Annotated in this window: 13 protein-coding genes; 7 read left to right on the plus strand and 6 right to left on the minus strand. The window is 73.0% G+C overall.

What is annotated here, in order from left to right; all coding sequences use genetic code 11:
- Positions 1-19 precede the first annotated feature (19 nt).
- Complete coding sequence (locus tag KZC56_RS10665; RefSeq protein WP_247638533.1) at positions 20-583, minus strand: GNAT family N-acetyltransferase; 564 nt, start codon at positions 581-583, stop codon at positions 20-22.
- 88 nt (positions 584-671) lie between these two features.
- Here KZC56_RS10665 and mfd point away from each other — a divergent pair, with 88 nt between their 5' ends.
- Positions 672-4,238: a transcription-repair coupling factor gene (gene mfd / locus KZC56_RS10670; protein ID WP_247638534.1), complete on the plus strand. Its 3,567-nt coding sequence runs from the start codon at positions 672-674 to the stop codon at positions 4,236-4,238.
- Positions 4,239-4,272: 34 nt separating this feature from the next.
- The gene (locus tag KZC56_RS10675; RefSeq protein ID WP_247638535.1) at positions 4,273-4,875 is read left to right on the plus strand and encodes a gamma carbonic anhydrase family protein; all 603 of its coding nucleotides are present in this window, start codon (positions 4,273-4,275) and stop codon (positions 4,873-4,875) included.
- Between the two features lie 63 nt (positions 4,876-4,938).
- Here KZC56_RS10675 and gdhA read toward each other — a convergent pair whose 3' ends face one another.
- Positions 4,939-6,309, minus strand: coding sequence for an NADP-specific glutamate dehydrogenase (gdhA, locus tag KZC56_RS10680; protein ID WP_136036015.1), 1,371 nt, complete (start codon positions 6,307-6,309; stop codon positions 4,939-4,941).
- Between the two features lie 131 nt (positions 6,310-6,440).
- Entirely contained in the window at positions 6,441-9,041 is a 2,601-nt protein-coding gene (locus KZC56_RS10685) for a phosphoenolpyruvate carboxylase (RefSeq protein WP_281733447.1), read from the minus strand.
- Between the two features lie 174 nt (positions 9,042-9,215).
- On the opposite strand from KZC56_RS10685, the gene nhaA reads away from it, so the two are divergent.
- The 4 genes from nhaA (at position 9,216) to KZC56_RS10705 (ending at position 13,274) form a co-directional block, all read left to right on the plus strand.
- Positions 9,216-10,421 carry a Na+/H+ antiporter NhaA gene (gene nhaA, locus KZC56_RS10690; RefSeq protein ID WP_136033406.1) on the plus strand — a complete coding sequence of 402 codons (1,206 nt, stop codon included), beginning with the start codon at positions 9,216-9,218 and terminating at the stop codon, positions 10,419-10,421.
- Positions 10,418-11,083: a nucleoside triphosphate pyrophosphohydrolase gene (locus KZC56_RS10695; RefSeq protein WP_247638537.1), complete on the plus strand. Its 666-nt coding sequence runs from the start codon at positions 10,418-10,420 to the stop codon at positions 11,081-11,083. Before nhaA ends, KZC56_RS10695 begins: the two co-directional genes overlap by 4 nt.
- A gap of 69 nt (positions 11,084-11,152) precedes the next feature.
- Positions 11,153-12,415: a histidine--tRNA ligase gene (gene hisS / locus KZC56_RS10700; protein ID WP_240745298.1), complete on the plus strand. Its 1,263-nt coding sequence runs from the start codon at positions 11,153-11,155 to the stop codon at positions 12,413-12,415.
- Between the two features lie 55 nt (positions 12,416-12,470).
- The gene (locus tag KZC56_RS10705; protein ID WP_247638538.1) at positions 12,471-13,274 is read left to right on the plus strand and encodes an SGNH/GDSL hydrolase family protein; all 804 of its coding nucleotides are present in this window, start codon (positions 12,471-12,473) and stop codon (positions 13,272-13,274) included.
- On the opposite strand, the gene KZC56_RS10710 is transcribed toward KZC56_RS10705, so the two are convergent.
- The gene (locus KZC56_RS10710; protein WP_136033413.1) at positions 13,246-13,782 is read right to left on the minus strand and encodes a VOC family protein; all 537 of its coding nucleotides are present in this window, start codon (positions 13,780-13,782) and stop codon (positions 13,246-13,248) included. The genes KZC56_RS10705 and KZC56_RS10710 overlap by 29 nt on opposite strands.
- Before the next feature lie 95 nt (positions 13,783-13,877).
- On the opposite strand from KZC56_RS10710, the gene KZC56_RS10715 reads away from it, so the two are divergent.
- Complete coding sequence (locus tag KZC56_RS10715; RefSeq protein WP_247638539.1) at positions 13,878-14,657, plus strand: AraC family transcriptional regulator; 780 nt, start codon at positions 13,878-13,880, stop codon at positions 14,655-14,657.
- On the opposite strand, the gene KZC56_RS10720 is transcribed toward KZC56_RS10715, so the two are convergent.
- Entirely contained in the window at positions 14,633-15,889 is a 1,257-nt protein-coding gene (locus tag KZC56_RS10720; protein ID WP_308194351.1) for an APC family permease, read from the minus strand. The two genes, KZC56_RS10715 and KZC56_RS10720, sit on opposite strands and share 25 nt — an antisense overlap.
- 41 nt (positions 15,890-15,930) lie before the next feature.
- On the minus strand, positions 15,931-16,401 hold the full coding sequence (locus KZC56_RS10725; protein WP_247638540.1) for a PaaI family thioesterase: 471 nt from the start codon (positions 16,399-16,401) through the stop codon (positions 15,931-15,933).
- Positions 16,402-16,430: the final 29 nt, after the last annotated feature.

Below are 16,430 nucleotides of genomic sequence, written 5' to 3' on the forward strand. Positions count from 1 at the left end.
CACGCCTCGCCGGCAGCCGTCAGAGCACGGGCCACTCGACCGGGGTGCGGTCGTCGGTGGCGAGCAGCCCGGCGACCCAGCCGTCGTCGCGGCCGCGCTGACTCGTGAGGGCCTGGCGCTGCGTGCCCTCGAACCGGAAGCCGAGGGCGCGGGCGGCCCGTGCCGACGGCACGTTGCCCACCACGGCCTGCCAGCGGATGCGCGCGAGCCCGAGCTCGGCGAACCCCCAGTCCAGCACCGCGCGGGCCGCCTCGGTCAGATAGCCCCGGCCGCGGGCGTCCGCGACCATCCAGTAGCCCAGTTCGGCACTGCCACCCGCGGCGTGGCCCGCGATGTGGTGCAGGCCGATGACGCCCACGAGCACGCCGTCCGCGAAGATGCCCCACACGGTCTGGGAGCCGTCCGCCCACCAGTCGGCGACGAGCGCGACGAAGTCCTCCGCGTCCTGCCGGAAGTACGGGTTCGGGACGGTCGTCCAGCGGGGGATCTCCGGGTCCTGGCAGGCCGCGGTGATCGCGTCGACGTCCGCCTCCGTCGGGGCATGCAGGACGAGGCGGGCGGTGGTGAGGGTGACCGGAGGCATCCCTCCAGCCTAGGACGGCCGAGCCGGTCGCCCGGTCGGCGAGGGGGACGTCGACCGCGGTGTCGGTGGGCGCGATTAGGCTTGTCCGGTGACTGTTCCGGGGATTCTGCGCGCCTTGGAAGAGGCGTCTCTGTTTCGTGACGCTCTCGCCTGGGCGCATACCGACGCCGACCTCGGACTGGTCGACGGCCTCGATGCGCCCACGCTCGCCGGGCTCCTCGCCAAGCGCGCCGCGGCCGGGCACCCCGCCGCGTTGCTCGCCGTGGTGCCGACCGGGCGCCGGGCCGAGACGCTCGCCGCGGCGATGTCGGCCTACGTGCCCGATGCCGAGGTGCTCACGTTCCCGGCGTGGGAGACCCTGCCGCACGAGCGGCTGAGCCCGAGCCCCGACACCGTCGGGCAGCGCCTGCAGACCCTGCGCCGCATCGCCGAGTGGTCGGGCGACCACCCCCTCGTGGTCGTCGCCTCCGTGCGCGCCGCGCTGCAGCCGATCGCCGGCAACCTGGGCGAGATCGCCCCGCTCGACCTCGCCGTCGGCAGCCGGGGGCACGAGCTCGACCACGTCGCGGAGCAGCTGGTCGAACGCGCATACTCCCGCGTGGACATGGTGTCGCGGCGCGGTGAGTTCGCCGTGCGCGGCGGCATCCTCGACGTGTTCCCTCCCACGTCGGAGCACCCCTACCGCGTGGAGTTCTTCGGCGACGAGATCGACCAGATCCGGGCGTTCTCCGTGGCCGATCAGCGCTCGCTCCCCGGCGACGTCCCCGCGGTCGACCTGCCGCCCAGCCGCGAGCTGCTGCTCACCGCCGACGTGCGCGACAGGGCGCGCGCGCTGATCGGCGGGTTCCCGGCCATCGCGGGCATGCTCGAGAAGATGGCCGAGGGCATCCCGGTCGAGGGCATGGAGTCGCTGCTGCCCGCCGTGGCCGGTCCGCTGAAGTCGCTCGTGGAGTACCTGCCGCCCGGCAGCGCGACCGCGGTGGTCGACCCCGAGCGGGCGACCGCGCGGGCGATCACCCTCGGCGACACGAACCGCGAGTTCCTCGACGCCGCGTGGAGCGCGGCGACCTCCGGGGCCTCGGCTCCCATCGACCTCGGCGCGGGCGACTTCCTCACGGTCGCCGACCTGCGCGACGTGGTGCGCGACCGCGGCGGCGTGTGGTGGCGGCTCAGCCCGTTCGGCATCGGCGACGCCGACCCGGAGAGCGTCGAGGCGTCGGCGGTCATCCCGTCGTTCCACGGCAACGTCGACGGGGCGATCGCCTTCGTCGACGCGAAGGTCGCCGACGGGTGGCGCGTCGTGGTGATCGCGACGGGACACGGGCTCGTCGACCGCGCGCGCGACGTGCTGTCCGACCGGGGCATCGCGGCCCGCGCGGTGGAGTCGCTGACCGAGGCCCCCGACCCCGGGGTCGCGACGCTCGTGACCGGTGCGGTCGAGGCGGGGTTCCAGGTGCCGGAGGCGAAGCTCGCCGTCCTCACCGACAACGAGTTCTACGGCCGCACGATCGGCGGCGACCAGCGCGTGGTGAAGAAGCTCGCCTCGCGCCGGAAGAACGTGGTCGACCCCCTCCAGCTCAAGCAGGGCGACTTCGTGGTGCACGCCACGCACGGCATCGGCCGCTTCGTGGAGATGACGCAGCGCGAGGTCTCGACGGGCGGCCGCCACGCCGCGAAGTCCGTGCGCGACTACCTCGTGCTGGAGTACGCCCCGTCCAAGCGCGGCTACCCGGGTGACAAGCTCTTCGTGCCCACCGACCAGCTCGACCTGCTCTCCAAGTACGTCGGCGGTGAGGCCCCGACGCTGTCGAAGATGGGCGGCAGTGACTGGGCGCAGGCCAAGGGCAAGGCCCGCAAGGCCGTGCGCGACATCGCGGTCGAGCTCGTGAAGCTCTACTCCGCGCGCATGAGCGCCAAGGGGCACGCGTTCGGTCCGGACACCCCGTGGCAGCGCGAGCTGGAAGAGGCGTTCCCGTTCGCCGAGACCCATGACCAGCTGCAGACCATCGACGAGATCAAGGCCGACATGGAGCGGCCCATCCCGATGGACCGGCTGCTGTCGGGCGACGTCGGCTTCGGCAAGACCGAGGTCGCGGTGCGCGCGGCGTTCAAGGCCATCCAGGACGGCAAGCAGGTCGCGATGCTCGTGCCGACGACGCTGCTGGTGAAGCAGCACCTGGAGACGTTCACGGAGCGCTTCGCCGGCTTCCCGGTGAAGGTGCGGCCGCTGTCGCGCTTCCAGACCGACAAGGAGGCGAAGCTGACGCTGCAGGGCCTTCTCGACGGCACGGTCGACATGGTCATCGGCACGCACCGCATCCTCACCGATCAGGTGATGTTCAAGGACCTCGGCCTGATGATCATCGACGAGGAGCAGCGCTTCGGCGTGGAGCACAAGGACGCGCTGAAGAAGATGAAGACCAACGTCGACATCCTCGCCATGAGTGCGACCCCGATCCCGCGCACCCTGGAGATGGCGGTCACCGGCATCCGGGAGATGTCCACGCTCGCGACGCCGCCGGAGGACCGGCACCCGATCCTCTCGTTCGTCGGGCCGCGCAGCGACAAGCAGATCGCCGCCGCCATCCGGCGCGAGATCCTGCGCGAGGGCCAGGTGTTCTTCGTGCACAACCGCGTGCAGTCCATCCAGCGGATCGCGGCCCAGCTCGCCGAGCTCGTGCCGGAGGCGCGCATCGCGGTCGCGCACGGGCAGATGGGGGAGCATGCGCTGGAGCAGGTGGTCGACGACTTCTGGGAGCGCAAGTTCGACGTGCTCGTCTCGACCACCATCATCGAGACCGGCCTCGACATCTCCAACGCCAACACGATCATCATCGACCGCGCCGACAAGTACGGCCTGAGCCAGCTGCACCAGCTCCGCGGACGCGTGGGCCGCGGACGCGAGCGCGCCTACGCGTATTTCCTCTACGACGACCTGAAGCCGCTGAGCGAGACCGCGGCCGACCGCTTGCAGACCATCGCGGTCAACAACGACCTCGGCTCGGGCATGCAGGTGGCGCTGAAGGACCTGGAGCTGCGCGGGGCGGGCAACCTGCTCGGCGCGGAGCAGGCGGGGCACATCGCCGGCGTCGGCTTCGACCTGTACCTGCGCATGATCGGTGAGGCCGTCGCGACGTTCCGCGGCGAAGAGGTCGAGACGGGGCAGGAGCTGCGACTGGAGCTGCCGCTGGACGCGCGCATCCCCGAGGACTACATCGACAGTGAGCGCCTGCGCCTGGAGGCGTACCAGAAGCTGTCCGCCGCCTCGGCCGCGACCGCCAAGGACGATGCGATCGACCTCGTGCAGGAGGAGCTCATCGACCGCTACGGCACCCCGCCGGAAGAGGTCGCCGGGCTCTTCGCGATCGCGCGACTGCGCCGCAGGGCAGCCCGCGCCGGGCTCACCGATGTGGTGGCGATGGGGTCGAACCTCCGCATCGCGCCGGCGCGGCTGGAGGACTCCATCAAGGTGCGGCTGCAGCGGCTCTACCCGAAGGCGAAGCTCGTGGCCGGGGGAGAGGCGCTGGTGGTGCCGATGCCCACCGTCGCCGCGGCCGTCGGCGTCGGTGTGGAGCCGCTGCCCGACGCGCAGCTGCTGGAGTGGGTCGGCCAGCTGTTCACCGCGATCTTCCCGGAACCCGCCACGACCCCGTAGCGGACGGCCGGGGCCCCGGGGCTAGTCTGGCCGCATGTTGTACGAGCACCTCGGGGCTCGCCCCCGCATCCATGACACCGCCGTCGTCGCCCCCACCGCCGTGATCTCCGGCGATGTGGAGGTCGGTCCGGGCTGCCAGGTGCTGCACGGCGCCGTGATCACCGCCGAGGGCGGCCCGATCACGCTCGGCGCACACGTGATCGTGATGGAGAACGCGCTGATCAGGGCGACCGCGGCGAACGCGGTGCACATCGGCGACCACACCCTCGTCGGCACGCTCGCGAGCATCGCCGGCGCGACCGTGGGCGAGGAGGTGTTCTTCGCCTCGGGCGCCCGCATCTTCAACGGTGCTCTGGTGGGCAGCCGCTGCGAGGTGCGCGTCAACGCGATCGTGCACCGGCGCGCGGTGCTGCCCGAGGGGACGGTCGTGCCGATCGGATGGGTCGCGGTCGGCGATCCGGTGCAGCTGCTCTCGCCGGACCGGGCGGACGAGATCGCGGCGGCGCAGCCCGAGCTCGACTTCCCCGGGCACGTGTTCGGGGTCGACCGGGACACCCCCGACCTCATGGTGCAGCTCACCGAGCGCTACGGGAGCTCCCTCGCGCGGCACGCCGACGACCGCCCCGTCGGTCCGTAGCCGCGCGGGCGCGCAGAGACGAAGCCGAGCACCCCGCCGATGCCCGGCTTCGCCGGCTCGATGTCAGATGACGCCCTGCGCGAGCATGGCAGCGGCGACCCTCTCGAATCCTGCGATGTTGGCCCCCGCGACGTAGTCGCCGGGAACCCCGTACCGTTCCGCGGCGTCGAACGCGGCGCCGTGGATATCCGCCATGATCTCACGGAGCTTGCTCTCGCTGTCGGCGAAGGTCCACCGCTGGCGCGAGGCGTTCTGGCTCATCTCCAGTGCGGAGGTGGCCACACCGCCCGCGTTGGCCGCCTTGCCGGGGGCGAACAGCACACCCGCCCGCTGGAACGCCTCGACGGCCTCGGGCACGCACGGCATGTTGGCGCCCTCGGAGACCGCCTGCACACCACCGGCGATCAGCGCCTCGGCGTCGGCCAGGCTCACCTCGTTCTGCGTGGCGGACGGCACGGCGATGTCGACCGGCACCTCCCACACGCTGCCGCCCTCGACGAACCGTGCGCTGGGGCGGCGGCGGGCGTACTCGACGATGCGGGCGCGCTCGACCTCCTTCAGCTGACGCAGCAGGTCGAGGTCGATGCCGGCGTCGTCGACGACGTAGCCGGAGGAGTCGGAGGCGGTGACCGCGGTCGCGCCGAGCTGCGCGGCCTTCTGGATCGCGTAGAGGGCGACGTTGCCGGAGCCGGAGATGCCGACGCGCTTGCCCGCCAGCGAGTCGCCGCGGACGGCGAGCATCTCCTGCGCGAAGAACACCGCGCCGTAGCCGGTGGCCTCCGTGCGTACCTCGGCCCCACCCCAGCCGGTGCCCTTGCCGGTGAACATGCCCGACTCGTGGCGGTTGGTGACCTTGCGGTACTGGCCGAACAGGAAGCCGATCTCGCGGCCGCCCACGCCGATGTCGCCCGCGGGGACGTCGGTGTGCTCGCCGAGGTGGCGGTACAGCTCGTTCATGAACGACTGGCAGAAGCGCATGACCTCCGCGTCGGACTTGCCGTGCGGGTCGAAGTCGGAGCCGCCCTTGCCGCCGCCGATGCCCTGACCGGTGAGCGCGTTCTTGAAGATCTGCTCGAAGCCGAGGAACTTGATGATCGACAGGTTCACCGAGGGGTGGAAGCGCAGTCCGCCCTTGTACGGGCCGAGCACGGAGGAGAACTGGATGCGGTAGCCGCGGTTGACCTGCAGCTTCCCCGCGTCGTCGACCCACGGCACGCGGAACAGGATCTGCCGCTCGGGCTCGACCAGGCGCTCGAGGATGCCGCCGTCGACGTATTCCGGGTGGCGCTCCAGCACGGGGGCGATCGAGTGCAGCACCTCGTGCACGGCCTGGTGGAACTCCGGCTCGTGCGGGCTGCGGGAGAGCACCGTGTCGAACACGGGCTGCACGGAGTCGGCGAGCGGATGGAAGTCGGCAGTGGTCGTGACGGTCACGCGGGAAGGACTTTCTGGTGGGGGATGGGGTGCTGGCGATCGTGTCGCGTCAGGGCGGTGCCGGTTGGGCCGAGCTCTCACTCTAGCGTCGGCGCCCGAGGGCCCCGCGCCACGCGACGGGCGGCCGCGGCTCAGCCGGTGTTCTGCAGTCCGGCCGCGACGCCGCTCACCGAGAGCAGCAGGAGGCGCTGCTGTTCCGCGTCGGCGCCCGAGCCCTCCGGCTGCGGCGCGGCCGAGCGCAGGGCCCGGAGCGCGCGCAGCTGCAGCAGCGACAGCGCGTCGACGTAGGGGCTGCGCAGCTGCACGGCGCGCTGCAGCACGGGCTTGTTCTCGAGCAGGCCGTCGCCGCCGGTCAGCCGCACGACCCACTGGCGCGTGAGCGCGAGCTCGTCGAGCACGAGCGCCGCCAGGTCGTCGCGGTCGCCGAGGGCCAGGTACTGGCGGGCGATGCGCTCGTCGGTCTTGGCGAGGCTCATCGCGACGTTGTCGACCATGGTGTGCAGCAGCGGCCACTCGCGGTACGCCTCACGCAGCAGGTCCTGGTCGCCGACGGCCTCCAGGGCGGTGCCGAGACCGAACCAGCCGGCGAGGTTGATGCGCGCCTGGGTCCACGCGAACACCCACGGGATCGCCCGCAGGTCTTCCAGCGACTCGACCGACAGTCCGCGTCGGGCGGGGCGGGAGCCGAGTGCCAGCAGCCCGATCTCCTCCATCGGGGTCACCGTGGCGAACCACGGCGCGAAGCCCTCGGCCTTGACGAGCGAGAAGAAGCGCTCGCGGGAGGCCGCGTCCATCGTGGCGGCCACCTCGGCGTAGCGCTCGGCCGCGCGGCTGGTGCGCTCCTCCACCGTGGGGGAGGAGGCGAGCAGCGTGGCGGCGGCGACCTGGTCGATGTGCCGCATGGCGATCGCGGGCTCGCCGTAGCGCGCGAAGATCACCTCGCCCTGCTCGGTGAGCTTGAACCGGCCGTCGACGGAGTGCGGCGGCTGGGCGAGGATGGCGGAGTTGGCGGGGCCGCCGCCGCGCCCGAGGGCGCCGCCGCGACCGTGGAACAGCGTGAGCTCGATGCCCGACTCCTGCGCCCAGCGGGCGATGGTGGCCTGCGCCGCGTACAGCGCGAGGTTCGCGGCGACCGGGCCCACGTCCTTCGACGAGTCGGAGTAGCCGAGCATCACCTCGAGGCGGTTGCCGGTCGCGGCCATCCGCTCGCGGAACTCGGGGAACGTGACGACCTCGGCGAGGATCGCCGGCGCGGCCTGCAGGTCGGCGAAGGTCTCGAACAGCGGCACCACGTCGAGCACCGGGGCGTCGTCGCCGAGGGCGTACCGGGCGAGGCGGTGCACGTTCGCGAGGTCGGACGCGGCCTGGGTGAACGAGACGACGTAGCGCCCTGCCGCCCGCAGCCCGCGGTCGCGCTGGATGTCCGCGATCGCACGGAACACCTCCAGCACCTCCTCCGTCTGGGCGCTGATCGGGCCGCCCGCGTCGAGCTCGGCGAGGGCCGTGGCGTGCACCTGGGAGTGCTGGCGCACCTCGAGCTCGGTCAGGTGGAAGCCGTAGGTCTCCACCTGCCAGATCAGGTGCTGCACCCCGCCGAACGCGTGCCGACGGGCGCCGGCCGCGGCGAGCGAGGACTGCACGGCACGCAGGTCGGCCAGCAGCTCGTCCGGTCGGGTGTACGCGTGCTCGCTGTCCCCGAGCCGGGTCGCGGCCACCCGCCGCGCGAGCACGAGCAGCACGCGGCGGTGCGGCTCCTCCGGCGACCGGGCGGCGAGCTCGGCGGCGACCTCGGGCTCGGCGGTCGCGAAGGCCTCCCACAGCGCGACGACCTCCGCGCTCGGGGGCGTGTCGTCGGCCGAGAGCGTGAGCGTGCGGCCGATGCGGTCCAGCGCGCGCTCGAGTCCGCGCAGCACGTGGTCGGAGGCGATCTGCGAGGCCTCGCGCGTGACGGCCGCGGTGACGAACGGGTTCCCGTCGCGGTCGCCGCCCACCCACGAGCCGATGCGCACGAAGGAGGGCACCACGGGCGCGCTGGCTCCGGACTCCTCGCCGCGCAGTGCGTCGTCGATGCGGCGGTACACGTGCGGCACCGTCGTGAAGAGCGTCTCGTCGAACACGCCCATGACGGTGCGGACCTCGTCGGTCGGGGAGGGCTTCTGCGCGCGCAGCGGGGCGGTGCGCCACAGCGTGTCGATCTCCTCCAGCATGCGACGGCGGGCGCGGTGCTCCTCGGCGCCGCCCGCGCTCGCGGCGTCGTGCTGCGTGAGCAGTTCCGACAGCCGGCGGATGCTCGACGACACCGCACGGCGGCGGGCCTCGGTCGGGTGCGCCGTGAACACCGGGTGGAAGCGCAGACCGGCGAGACGGCGGCGCGCCTCGTCCTCACCGACCTCGTCGCGCAGGCGCGCGTAGGCCGTGGCGACCGTGTCGCTCGCGTCCTCCCGCCCCGGCTGGCCGGCCCGCTCGCGCAGCACGCGCACGCGCTGGTGCTCCTCGGCGAGATTCACCAGGTGGAAATAGCAGGTGAACGCCCGCGCGACCTCGTCGGCGCGGGCGATCGTGAATGACTCGGCGATCGCCGCGGCCCGCTCGAACGCGTCGGAGGTCTCGTCCTCGTAGGCCTGGATGGTCGCGAGGCGCAGACGCTCGACGTCGTCGAACAGGTCGTCGCCGCCGGCCTCGCGGAGCACCTGGCCGAGCAGCTGGCCCAGCATCCGCACGTCGGAGCGCATGGCATCGGGAATGCCGCGACCGGCTTCGAAACGACCGATCACGCGGATGGCCTCGGTGGGCGTCGGCTCGGAGAAAGCGGGGGAATCGGGGGTCACCCTCCGAGAGTATCCCGGGGTGAGAACGCCTCTTGCACGCATGACGGCCGGAGGACACCGCCGCCTACGATGGAGACGATGCGCATCACAGCGAACCCCCTCCGCGGTCAGCAGTTCCCCGCCGTCCTCCTGCTCGTCGCGGCCGGACTGGGGCTCCTCCTCGCGAACCTGCCCACCCACGACGCGATCGCGGGGCTGCTGGACGCGCACCTCGCGGTGCCGGGCACGGCGCTCGACCTGTCGATCGCGCACTGGGTCTCGGACGGTCTGCTGGCGGTGTTCTTCCTGGTGGTCGCGATCGAGCTGCGCCACGAGCTGACCCACGGCGAGCTCGACTCCCCGCGCAAGGCCGTGCAGCCGGCGATCGCCGCGACCGGCGGGGTGCTGGTCCCCATCCTGGTGTACCTGCTGATCGCGGGCGGCCCGGAGACGGCGTCCGGCTGGCCGATCCCCACCGCGACCGACATCGCCTTCGCGCTCGGTGTGCTGGCGATGTTCGGCCGCGGCCTGCCGTCGCGCGTGCGGGTGTTCCTGCTGGCGCTCGCGATCCTCGACGACATCATCGGCATCGTGTTCATCGCGGTGCTGTTCGCGCACGACGTGCAGTGGCTGCTGTTCGTGCTGGCCCTGGTCGGTGTGGCCGTGTTCTGGGTGCTCAGCCGGCTCCTGCACGCGAAGGGGCATCCGCTGATCGCGGTCGCGATGACCGTGGTCGGTGTGGTGACGTGGGCGCTCGTGGCGTCGTCCGGCGTGCACGCCACGATCGCGGGGGTCATGCTGGGGCTGGTGATGGCGCCGGTGCCCGCTGGCCGTACGCGGCACGCGCTCGAGCCCACGGTCAACGGGGTGATCCTGCCGGTGTTCGCATTCGTCGCGGCGTTCGTGGTGATCCCCGCGGTGGCGCCGACGGAGCTGTCGCCCGCGTTCTGGGCCATCGTGGTGGCCCTCCCGGTCGGCAAGATCGTCGGCATCACGGTGTTCGGCTGGTTCGCGATGCGCATCCGCCCGCGGGGAGCCGATCCGGCGCTGCCCTTCGCCGACATCGTCGCGGCGGGAGCGCTCGGCGGCATCGGCTTCACGGTGTCGCTGCTGCTCGCGAACCTCGCGTTCGCCGCCGACGCGGGCCTGCGCGACCAGGCGATCCTCGGGGTGCTGGTCGGCTCGCTCCTGGCACTGCTGCTCTCGGCGGTGATCGTGTCGCTGCGGGCCCGCTGGTACCGTCGCCTCGCCGGTGCCTCCTCCGCAGAGCGGGGCGGGCCTGACCGAGGAGCGGAGGACGCATGAGCGGGTCTGCCGACGAGTCGCGGCCTGACGTGGATGCGCTGCGGGCCGCGGCCGACACCATGCGGGCCGTGCGCGAGCGCTGCGTGTGGTCGCAGCGCATCACCCACCGCGACCTGGTGCCGTACCTGATCGAGGAGTCGCACGAGGTGATCGACGCCGTGGAGTCCGGCACCCGCGACGATCTGCGCGAGGAGCTGGGCGACCTGCTGTGGCAGGTGCTGTTCCACGCCGCGATCGCCGCGCAGGACCCCGACGATCCGTTCGACATCGACGACGTGGCCGCCACGCTCACCGAGAAGATGGTGCGCCGTCATCCGCACGTGTTCGGCGACGAGGTCGCCACCACGCCGGAGGAGGTGCTGATCCACTGGAACGCGGCGAAGGCCGCGGAGAAGCGCACGCGGCGCAGCGTGCTCGACGGCGTGCCCCGGGGGATGCCGGCGCTCGCCCTGGCGCAGAAGCTGGTCGGCCGGGCCGCGGGGACCGGTGTGACGGTGCCGCAGAGCCCCGTCGCGGCCACTCCGGCGTCCGAGGCGGAGCTCGGCGACGCGCTCCTGGCGCTGGTCGCGACCGCGCGCGCCGAGGGGTGGGATGCCGAGCGGGCGCTGCGCGAGCGGCTGCGGCTGCTGGAGGACGAGGTGCGCGGGGCGGAGGCCGGCTGACCCGACGCGCGGGTGCCGCCGACGACCTGGGAAGATGGACGGGTGGCTACTGTGAACCCGCCGCGCGGCATGCGCGACTTCCTCCCCGCCGACAAGGCCCGCCGTGAGCGCGTGCTCTCCGTGATCCGCGAGCGCTACCGCGCGCACGGGTTCGACGAGATCGAGACGCCCGTGGTGGAGGAGTACGAGCGGCTGCACGCGGGCATCGGCGGCGACAACGAGAAGCTGTCGTTCGCGATCCTGCGCCGCGGTCTCGACGCCGACGCGATCCGCGCCGCGGCCGACGACCCCGCCGCGCTGTCCGACCTGGGGTTGCGCTACGACCTGACGGTGCCGCTGGCGCGCTTCTACGCCAGCAACCGCGGGCAGCTCCCCGGTGTGTTCCGCTCCGTGCAGATCGCGCCGGTGTGGCGGGCCGAGCGGCCGCAGAAGGGCCGCTACCGCCAGTTCGTGCAGTGCGACATCGACATCATCGGGGATGCGTCGGGGCGGGCCGAGGCCGAGCTGCTCGTCGCATCGCTCGACGCCGTCGACGCGCTGGGGCTCGAGGGTGCCACCGTGCGCATCAACGACCGCCGCCTGCTCGACTGGATGCTGGGCCACCTGGGCTTCACGACCGAGGAGCGCCCGCAGGTGCTGATCACGATCGACAAGCTCGACAAGATCGGGCCGGAGGGGGTCGCGGCCGAGCTGCGCGAGCGCGGGGTCACCGCGACCGCCGTCGCCGCGTTCGAGGAGTTCCTCCGCCGCCCGCAGACGCTGGAGTACCACCCGTACGGGGAGCGGCAGATCCGCAAGGCGCTGCCCGAGGGCGTCCCTGATGAGCTCATCGCGCACCTCACCGGCATCGGCGAGGCCGTGGCGGCCGCACGCCCCGTGGTCGCGGAGCACGTCGAGATCCCGCTCGTGTTCGACCCGTTCCTCGTGCGCGGCATGGGGTACTACACGGGCACGATCTTCGAGCTCGCGCACCCCTCCGTCGGGTACTCGCTCGGCGGCGGCGGGCGCTACGACGGCATGATCGGCCGGTTCCTGAAGCAGGACGTTCCCGCGGTGGGCTTCTCGCTCGGGTTCGAGCGGCTGGTCGACCTGGTCTCCGCCGACCCCGACACCGAGGCGCAGGCGATCGTCCTGGTCCACGATGCCGACGTGCCGGTGGGCGAGCTGGTCGCCCACAAGGCCGAGCTCGTGGCGAGGGGGGCGCGCGTGCGGCTCGAGCAGCGCACCAAGAACCTCAAGGCGCTGCTGGAGCGTGCGGCCGCCGACGGCTACACCCACTTCGCGAGCGTGCGGGCAGGCTCCGACGAGCTCGAGGTCAAGACGCTCGGCTGATCCGGGGCTCGGTGGTGTTCACCGGGCGTTCACGGCGGTCGACTCGAATCGGGTCGTGCGTCGCCTCCGTCCCGTGTTCGCCGCCGTGTCCGCCGTCGCCCTGCTGACCGCGGTGCTGCGCCTCGTGCTGGTCCGTCAGGCCGCGCTCGCGCGACGGCGCATCGGCAAGCCGCTCGGGGAGGTGTCGCTCGATGCCGACCGGCTCTGGCGGCCGGGGCTCGACGGCGCCCCGCTCGACCTGCTGCTGGTGGGAGACTCGCTCGCGGCGGGGCTGGGGGCGCAGCGCCCCAAGCAGACCCTGGGCGGACGACTCGCCAAGGCGCTCGCGCGTGGTCTGGGGCGTCCGGTGCGCCTGCGTACGGTGGCGAGGGTCGGCGCGGAGTCGCGCGACCTCGCGACGCAGCTGGACGCGTTGCCGCCCGGGTACCGTCCGCACGTCGCGGTGGTCGTGGTGGGCGGGAACGACGTGACGCATCGCCTGCCGGTCGCCGAGTCCGCGCGGCACCTGGATGACGCGGTGCGGCGGCTGCGCGACCTCGGCGCCGGGGTCGTGGTGGGCACCTGCCCGGATCTGGGGGCGCTCCGCGCGGTGCCGCAGCCGCTGCGCCGCATCGCCTCGAGCCTGTCGCGTCGGCTCGCCGCCGTGCAGGCGGAGGCGGCCCGCCGCGCGGGGGCCGAGCCGGTCGATCTGCGCCGCGCCGTGGGGCCGCTGTTCTTCGACGAGCCGGAGGCGATGTTCAGCCTCGACCGGTTCCACCCGAGCCCGCTCGGCTACCGGCGCACCGCGGAGGCGCTGCTCCCCGCCGTGCAGCGGGCGACCGTCGTCGCGCTCAGCTCGCGTCGGCCTGCCCCGCGCTGAACGACGCCGCCCATTCGGCGACGCGGCGCGCGCTCTCCTCGTCCGAGAGGTCTTCGACCCTGGTCATGATCGACCATCGCACGCCGAAGGGGTCGCGGATGCTGGCGAAGCGGTCGCCCGACACGAAGTGCATCGCGGGCTCGCGCACGGTGGCACCGGCGGCCACGGCGCGCTCGACCACGGCGTCGACGTCGGGCACGTAGAGGCCGAGGGAATAGCAGGCGTCGTCGCCGGCGGGCGGCGGCACGAGGTGGTAGTCGGGACTGGGCTCGCCCAGTTGCAGTCGACCGGTGCCGAAGTCGAGGTCGGCGTGGGCCACGACGTCGCCGAACTCGGTCACGTCGATCACGCGGGCTCCGAACACGTCGCGGTAGAACGCGAGCGCACCGGCGGCGTCGGGGATCGCGAGGAACGGGGTGAGCGAGGTCACGCCGTGCGGGCGGCCGTCGGTCGTGTGCGCACCGGTCACGCCGGTGACGGGCAGGTCTGCGGGTGTCTGATCGGTCATGTCGCCACGGTAGATCGCGCGGCGCGCCGGGCGCTTGAAGATGCGCGACACGGGCGCCACGGCGTCGCGTCGGCGGTGCCCCCTACGCTGAGCGCATGGTGAATCCGACCAGGGGTGTGCTGTATCCCGCGCGATTGCCCCAGTTCCACCGCCTGCCCGCTCCGCCCGAGGTCCGGCACCTCGTGGCGTGGTTCTGGATCCCGGAGTGGGACATCGAGCCCGGACGCTCCTCCCGGCAGGAGGTGGTGTCGTATCCGGCGCTCAACCTCGTGGTCGAGCCCGACGCCGTGACGCTGTCCGGCGCGACCACCCGCCTGTTCCACCGCGACCTGAGCGGGCGCGGCTGGGCCGTCGGCGCCCTCCTGCGTCCGGCAGCGGTGCCCGCGCTCGAGCCCGATCCGGCAGCCCTCGTCGACACCGCCCGCGCGGTCGCGGCACCGGAGCTGCACGACGGGGTGTCGGCGGCGATGTCGACGGGGGAGGGGCACCGGGAGCGCGCGGTCGCGGCGTTCTCCCGCTGGCTCGTGGCGAACGCGCCGGCGGGCGACGACGATGCCCGAGGTGCGAACGCCGTGTTCGACGCCCTGTTCGGCGACGGGGCGGCGCTGACCCCCGAGGAGGCCGCGACGCGCCTGGCGGTGTCGGTGCGCACCCTGCAGCGCCTCACCCGACGGCACGTGGGGCTGTCGCCCGCGGCCATGATCCGTCGCCGACGGTTGCAGGAGGCCGCGCAGCGCGTGCGCGATGAGCCCGCGGTCGACCTGGCGTCGCTCGCGGCCGAGCTCGGGTACGCCGACCACGCGCACCTGACCCGGGACTTCCGGGCCGTGCTGGGCATCGCTCCGCGGGGCTACCGTTCCGCGCTGCGGGAGTGATCGGCGCGCCGTTCGAGCCGCAACCGCACGAGTCGATAGGCCACCCCGGCGACGACCACGGCCGTTCCGATGAGGGACGCCGCCACGGGCAGCGTGTTCACGAGCACCAGGCAGCCGAGCGCGCCGACCACCTGGAGCGCGCGCGGCGACCGTCGGGCGGCACCGCGCTGACGGAAGGCCGCGGCGTTCGCGATCAGGTAGTAGAGCAGCACCCCGAACGAGGAGAAGCCGATCGCGGTGCGCAGGTCGGCCGCCAGCACCAGCGCGATCACGAGCGCCGCGAGCACGAGTTCCGCGCGCTGGGGCACCTGATGCCGGGCGTCGATGCGGGACAGGAACCGCGGCAGATCGCCCTCCCTGGCCATCGCGAGCACCGTGCGTCCGATGCCGGTGAGCAGCGCCAGGAGTGCCCCGAGGGACGCGGCCGCCGCGGCGATCCGCACCAGGGGCGTCGCCCACGACCAGCCGGCGGCGACGAGCACGTCCGCCAGCGGCGCGGTCGCGCCCTGCACCTCGGCGCCGAGCACCAGCACCACGGTGAGGCCGACCAGCGCATAGACGACCACGGCGCCGCCGAGGGCCAGGGCGATCGCGCGGGGGATCGTGCGCGCGGGGTCGGTGACCTCTTCGCCCATCGTCGCGATCCGGGCGTAGCCGGCGAATGCGAAGAACAGCAGCCCGGCTCCTTGGAGCACGCCGTACGCGGTCGCGTCGGGCAGCGGGGCGGGGGTCGAGGTGGGAGCGGCGCCGAGCCCGAGGATCACCACGACCGCGAGCCCGAGCAGGGAGCAGGCGACAAGGATCCGGGTCAGCAGCGCGGTGCGGGTGACGCCGAAGCAGTTGACGACCGCGAGCGCCGCGACGGCGAGCACCGCGACCGGCGTCTGCCAGGCGGGCGGGACGGCGTAGGCAGCGAACGTCATCGCCATGGCCGCGCAGCTCGCGATCTTGCCGATCACGAAGCTCCAGCCGGCGACGAAGCCCCACCACGGGCCGATCTCGGCGCGCGCGTAGGCGTACGTGCCGCCCGCGACCGGGTGGACGGCGGCGAGCTGTGCCGACGCGGTGGCGTTGCAGTAGGCCACGACGGCGGCGATCGCGAGGGCGATCAGGATGCCGCTGCCCGCGACGCCGATGGCCGGGGCCCACACGGCGAACACGCCGGCGCCGATCATCGAGCCGAGGCCGATCGCGACGGCGTCGGCGAGGGTCAGGCGTCGGGCGAGGGGCACGCGGCCATCGTCCCACGTGCCGGTGAACGGCCGGTGTCGCGTCAGCGGCGGGCGGCGGCGACGCGCTTCTTCTCGCGGATGTACACCTGGCGCCGCACCCTCGCCACGGTGTCGCCGTCGCCGTCGGTGATCACGGTCTCGAACCACTCGAGCACCTTGCCGCCGCCGTGGGCGCGCTGCCGCAGCTCCTCCGCCTTCTCCCGCGGCACCGAGAACTCGGCCGTGAGCACGCCGCGTCCCGGCTTGAGGAACTCGATCTCGCCGCGGGTGTCCCACACCACGTAGTCGCGCCCGAGCTGGTGCATCACGAGCATGAAGAAGTACGGGTCGGTCATGGCCGACATGGAGCCGCCGAACGCCGTCTTGACGTAGTTGCGGGTGAAGACGTTGACGTGCAGCTCGACGGTCGCGTGGGTCCAGTCCTCGCTGAACCGGCGCACGCGGATGCCGCTGAACAGGTTCGGGATCCACAGGCTCATGCCGGCCGCGAGGCGGCGGGGGGTGATGCGCATGAGGTCAGGGTGGAGGATGCGGCAGCGAC

The organism is Microbacterium sufflavum (assembly GCF_023091155.1).
GTDB classification, from domain to species: Bacteria; Actinomycetota; Actinomycetes; order Actinomycetales; family Microbacteriaceae; genus Microbacterium; species Microbacterium sufflavum.

Coding starts and splice junctions, on each gene's coding strand:
- nhaA (WP_136033406.1), top strand. CDS start 9,216: ATGCGCATCACAGCGAACCCCCTCCGCGGTCAGCAGTTCCCCGCCGTC.
- KZC56_RS10665 (WP_247638533.1), bottom strand. CDS start 583: ATGCCTCCGGTCACCCTCACCACCGCCCGCCTCGTCCTGCATGCCCCG.
- hisS (WP_240745298.1), top strand. CDS start 11,153: ATGCGCGACTTCCTCCCCGCCGACAAGGCCCGCCGTGAGCGCGTGCTC.
- KZC56_RS10715 (WP_247638539.1), top strand. CDS start 13,878: ATGGTGAATCCGACCAGGGGTGTGCTGTATCCCGCGCGATTGCCCCAG.
- KZC56_RS10685 (WP_281733447.1), bottom strand. CDS start 9,041: ATGCGCTCCGACGTGCGGATGCTGGGCCAGCTGCTCGGCCAGGTGCTC.
- KZC56_RS10695 (WP_247638537.1), top strand. CDS start 10,418: ATGAGCGGGTCTGCCGACGAGTCGCGGCCTGACGTGGATGCGCTGCGG.
- KZC56_RS10710 (WP_136033413.1), bottom strand. CDS start 13,782: ATGACCGATCAGACACCCGCAGACCTGCCCGTCACCGGCGTGACCGGT.
- KZC56_RS10675 (WP_247638535.1), top strand. CDS start 4,273: ATGTTGTACGAGCACCTCGGGGCTCGCCCCCGCATCCATGACACCGCC.
- KZC56_RS10725 (WP_247638540.1), bottom strand. CDS start 16,401: ATGCGCATCACCCCCCGCCGCCTCGCGGCCGGCATGAGCCTGTGGATC.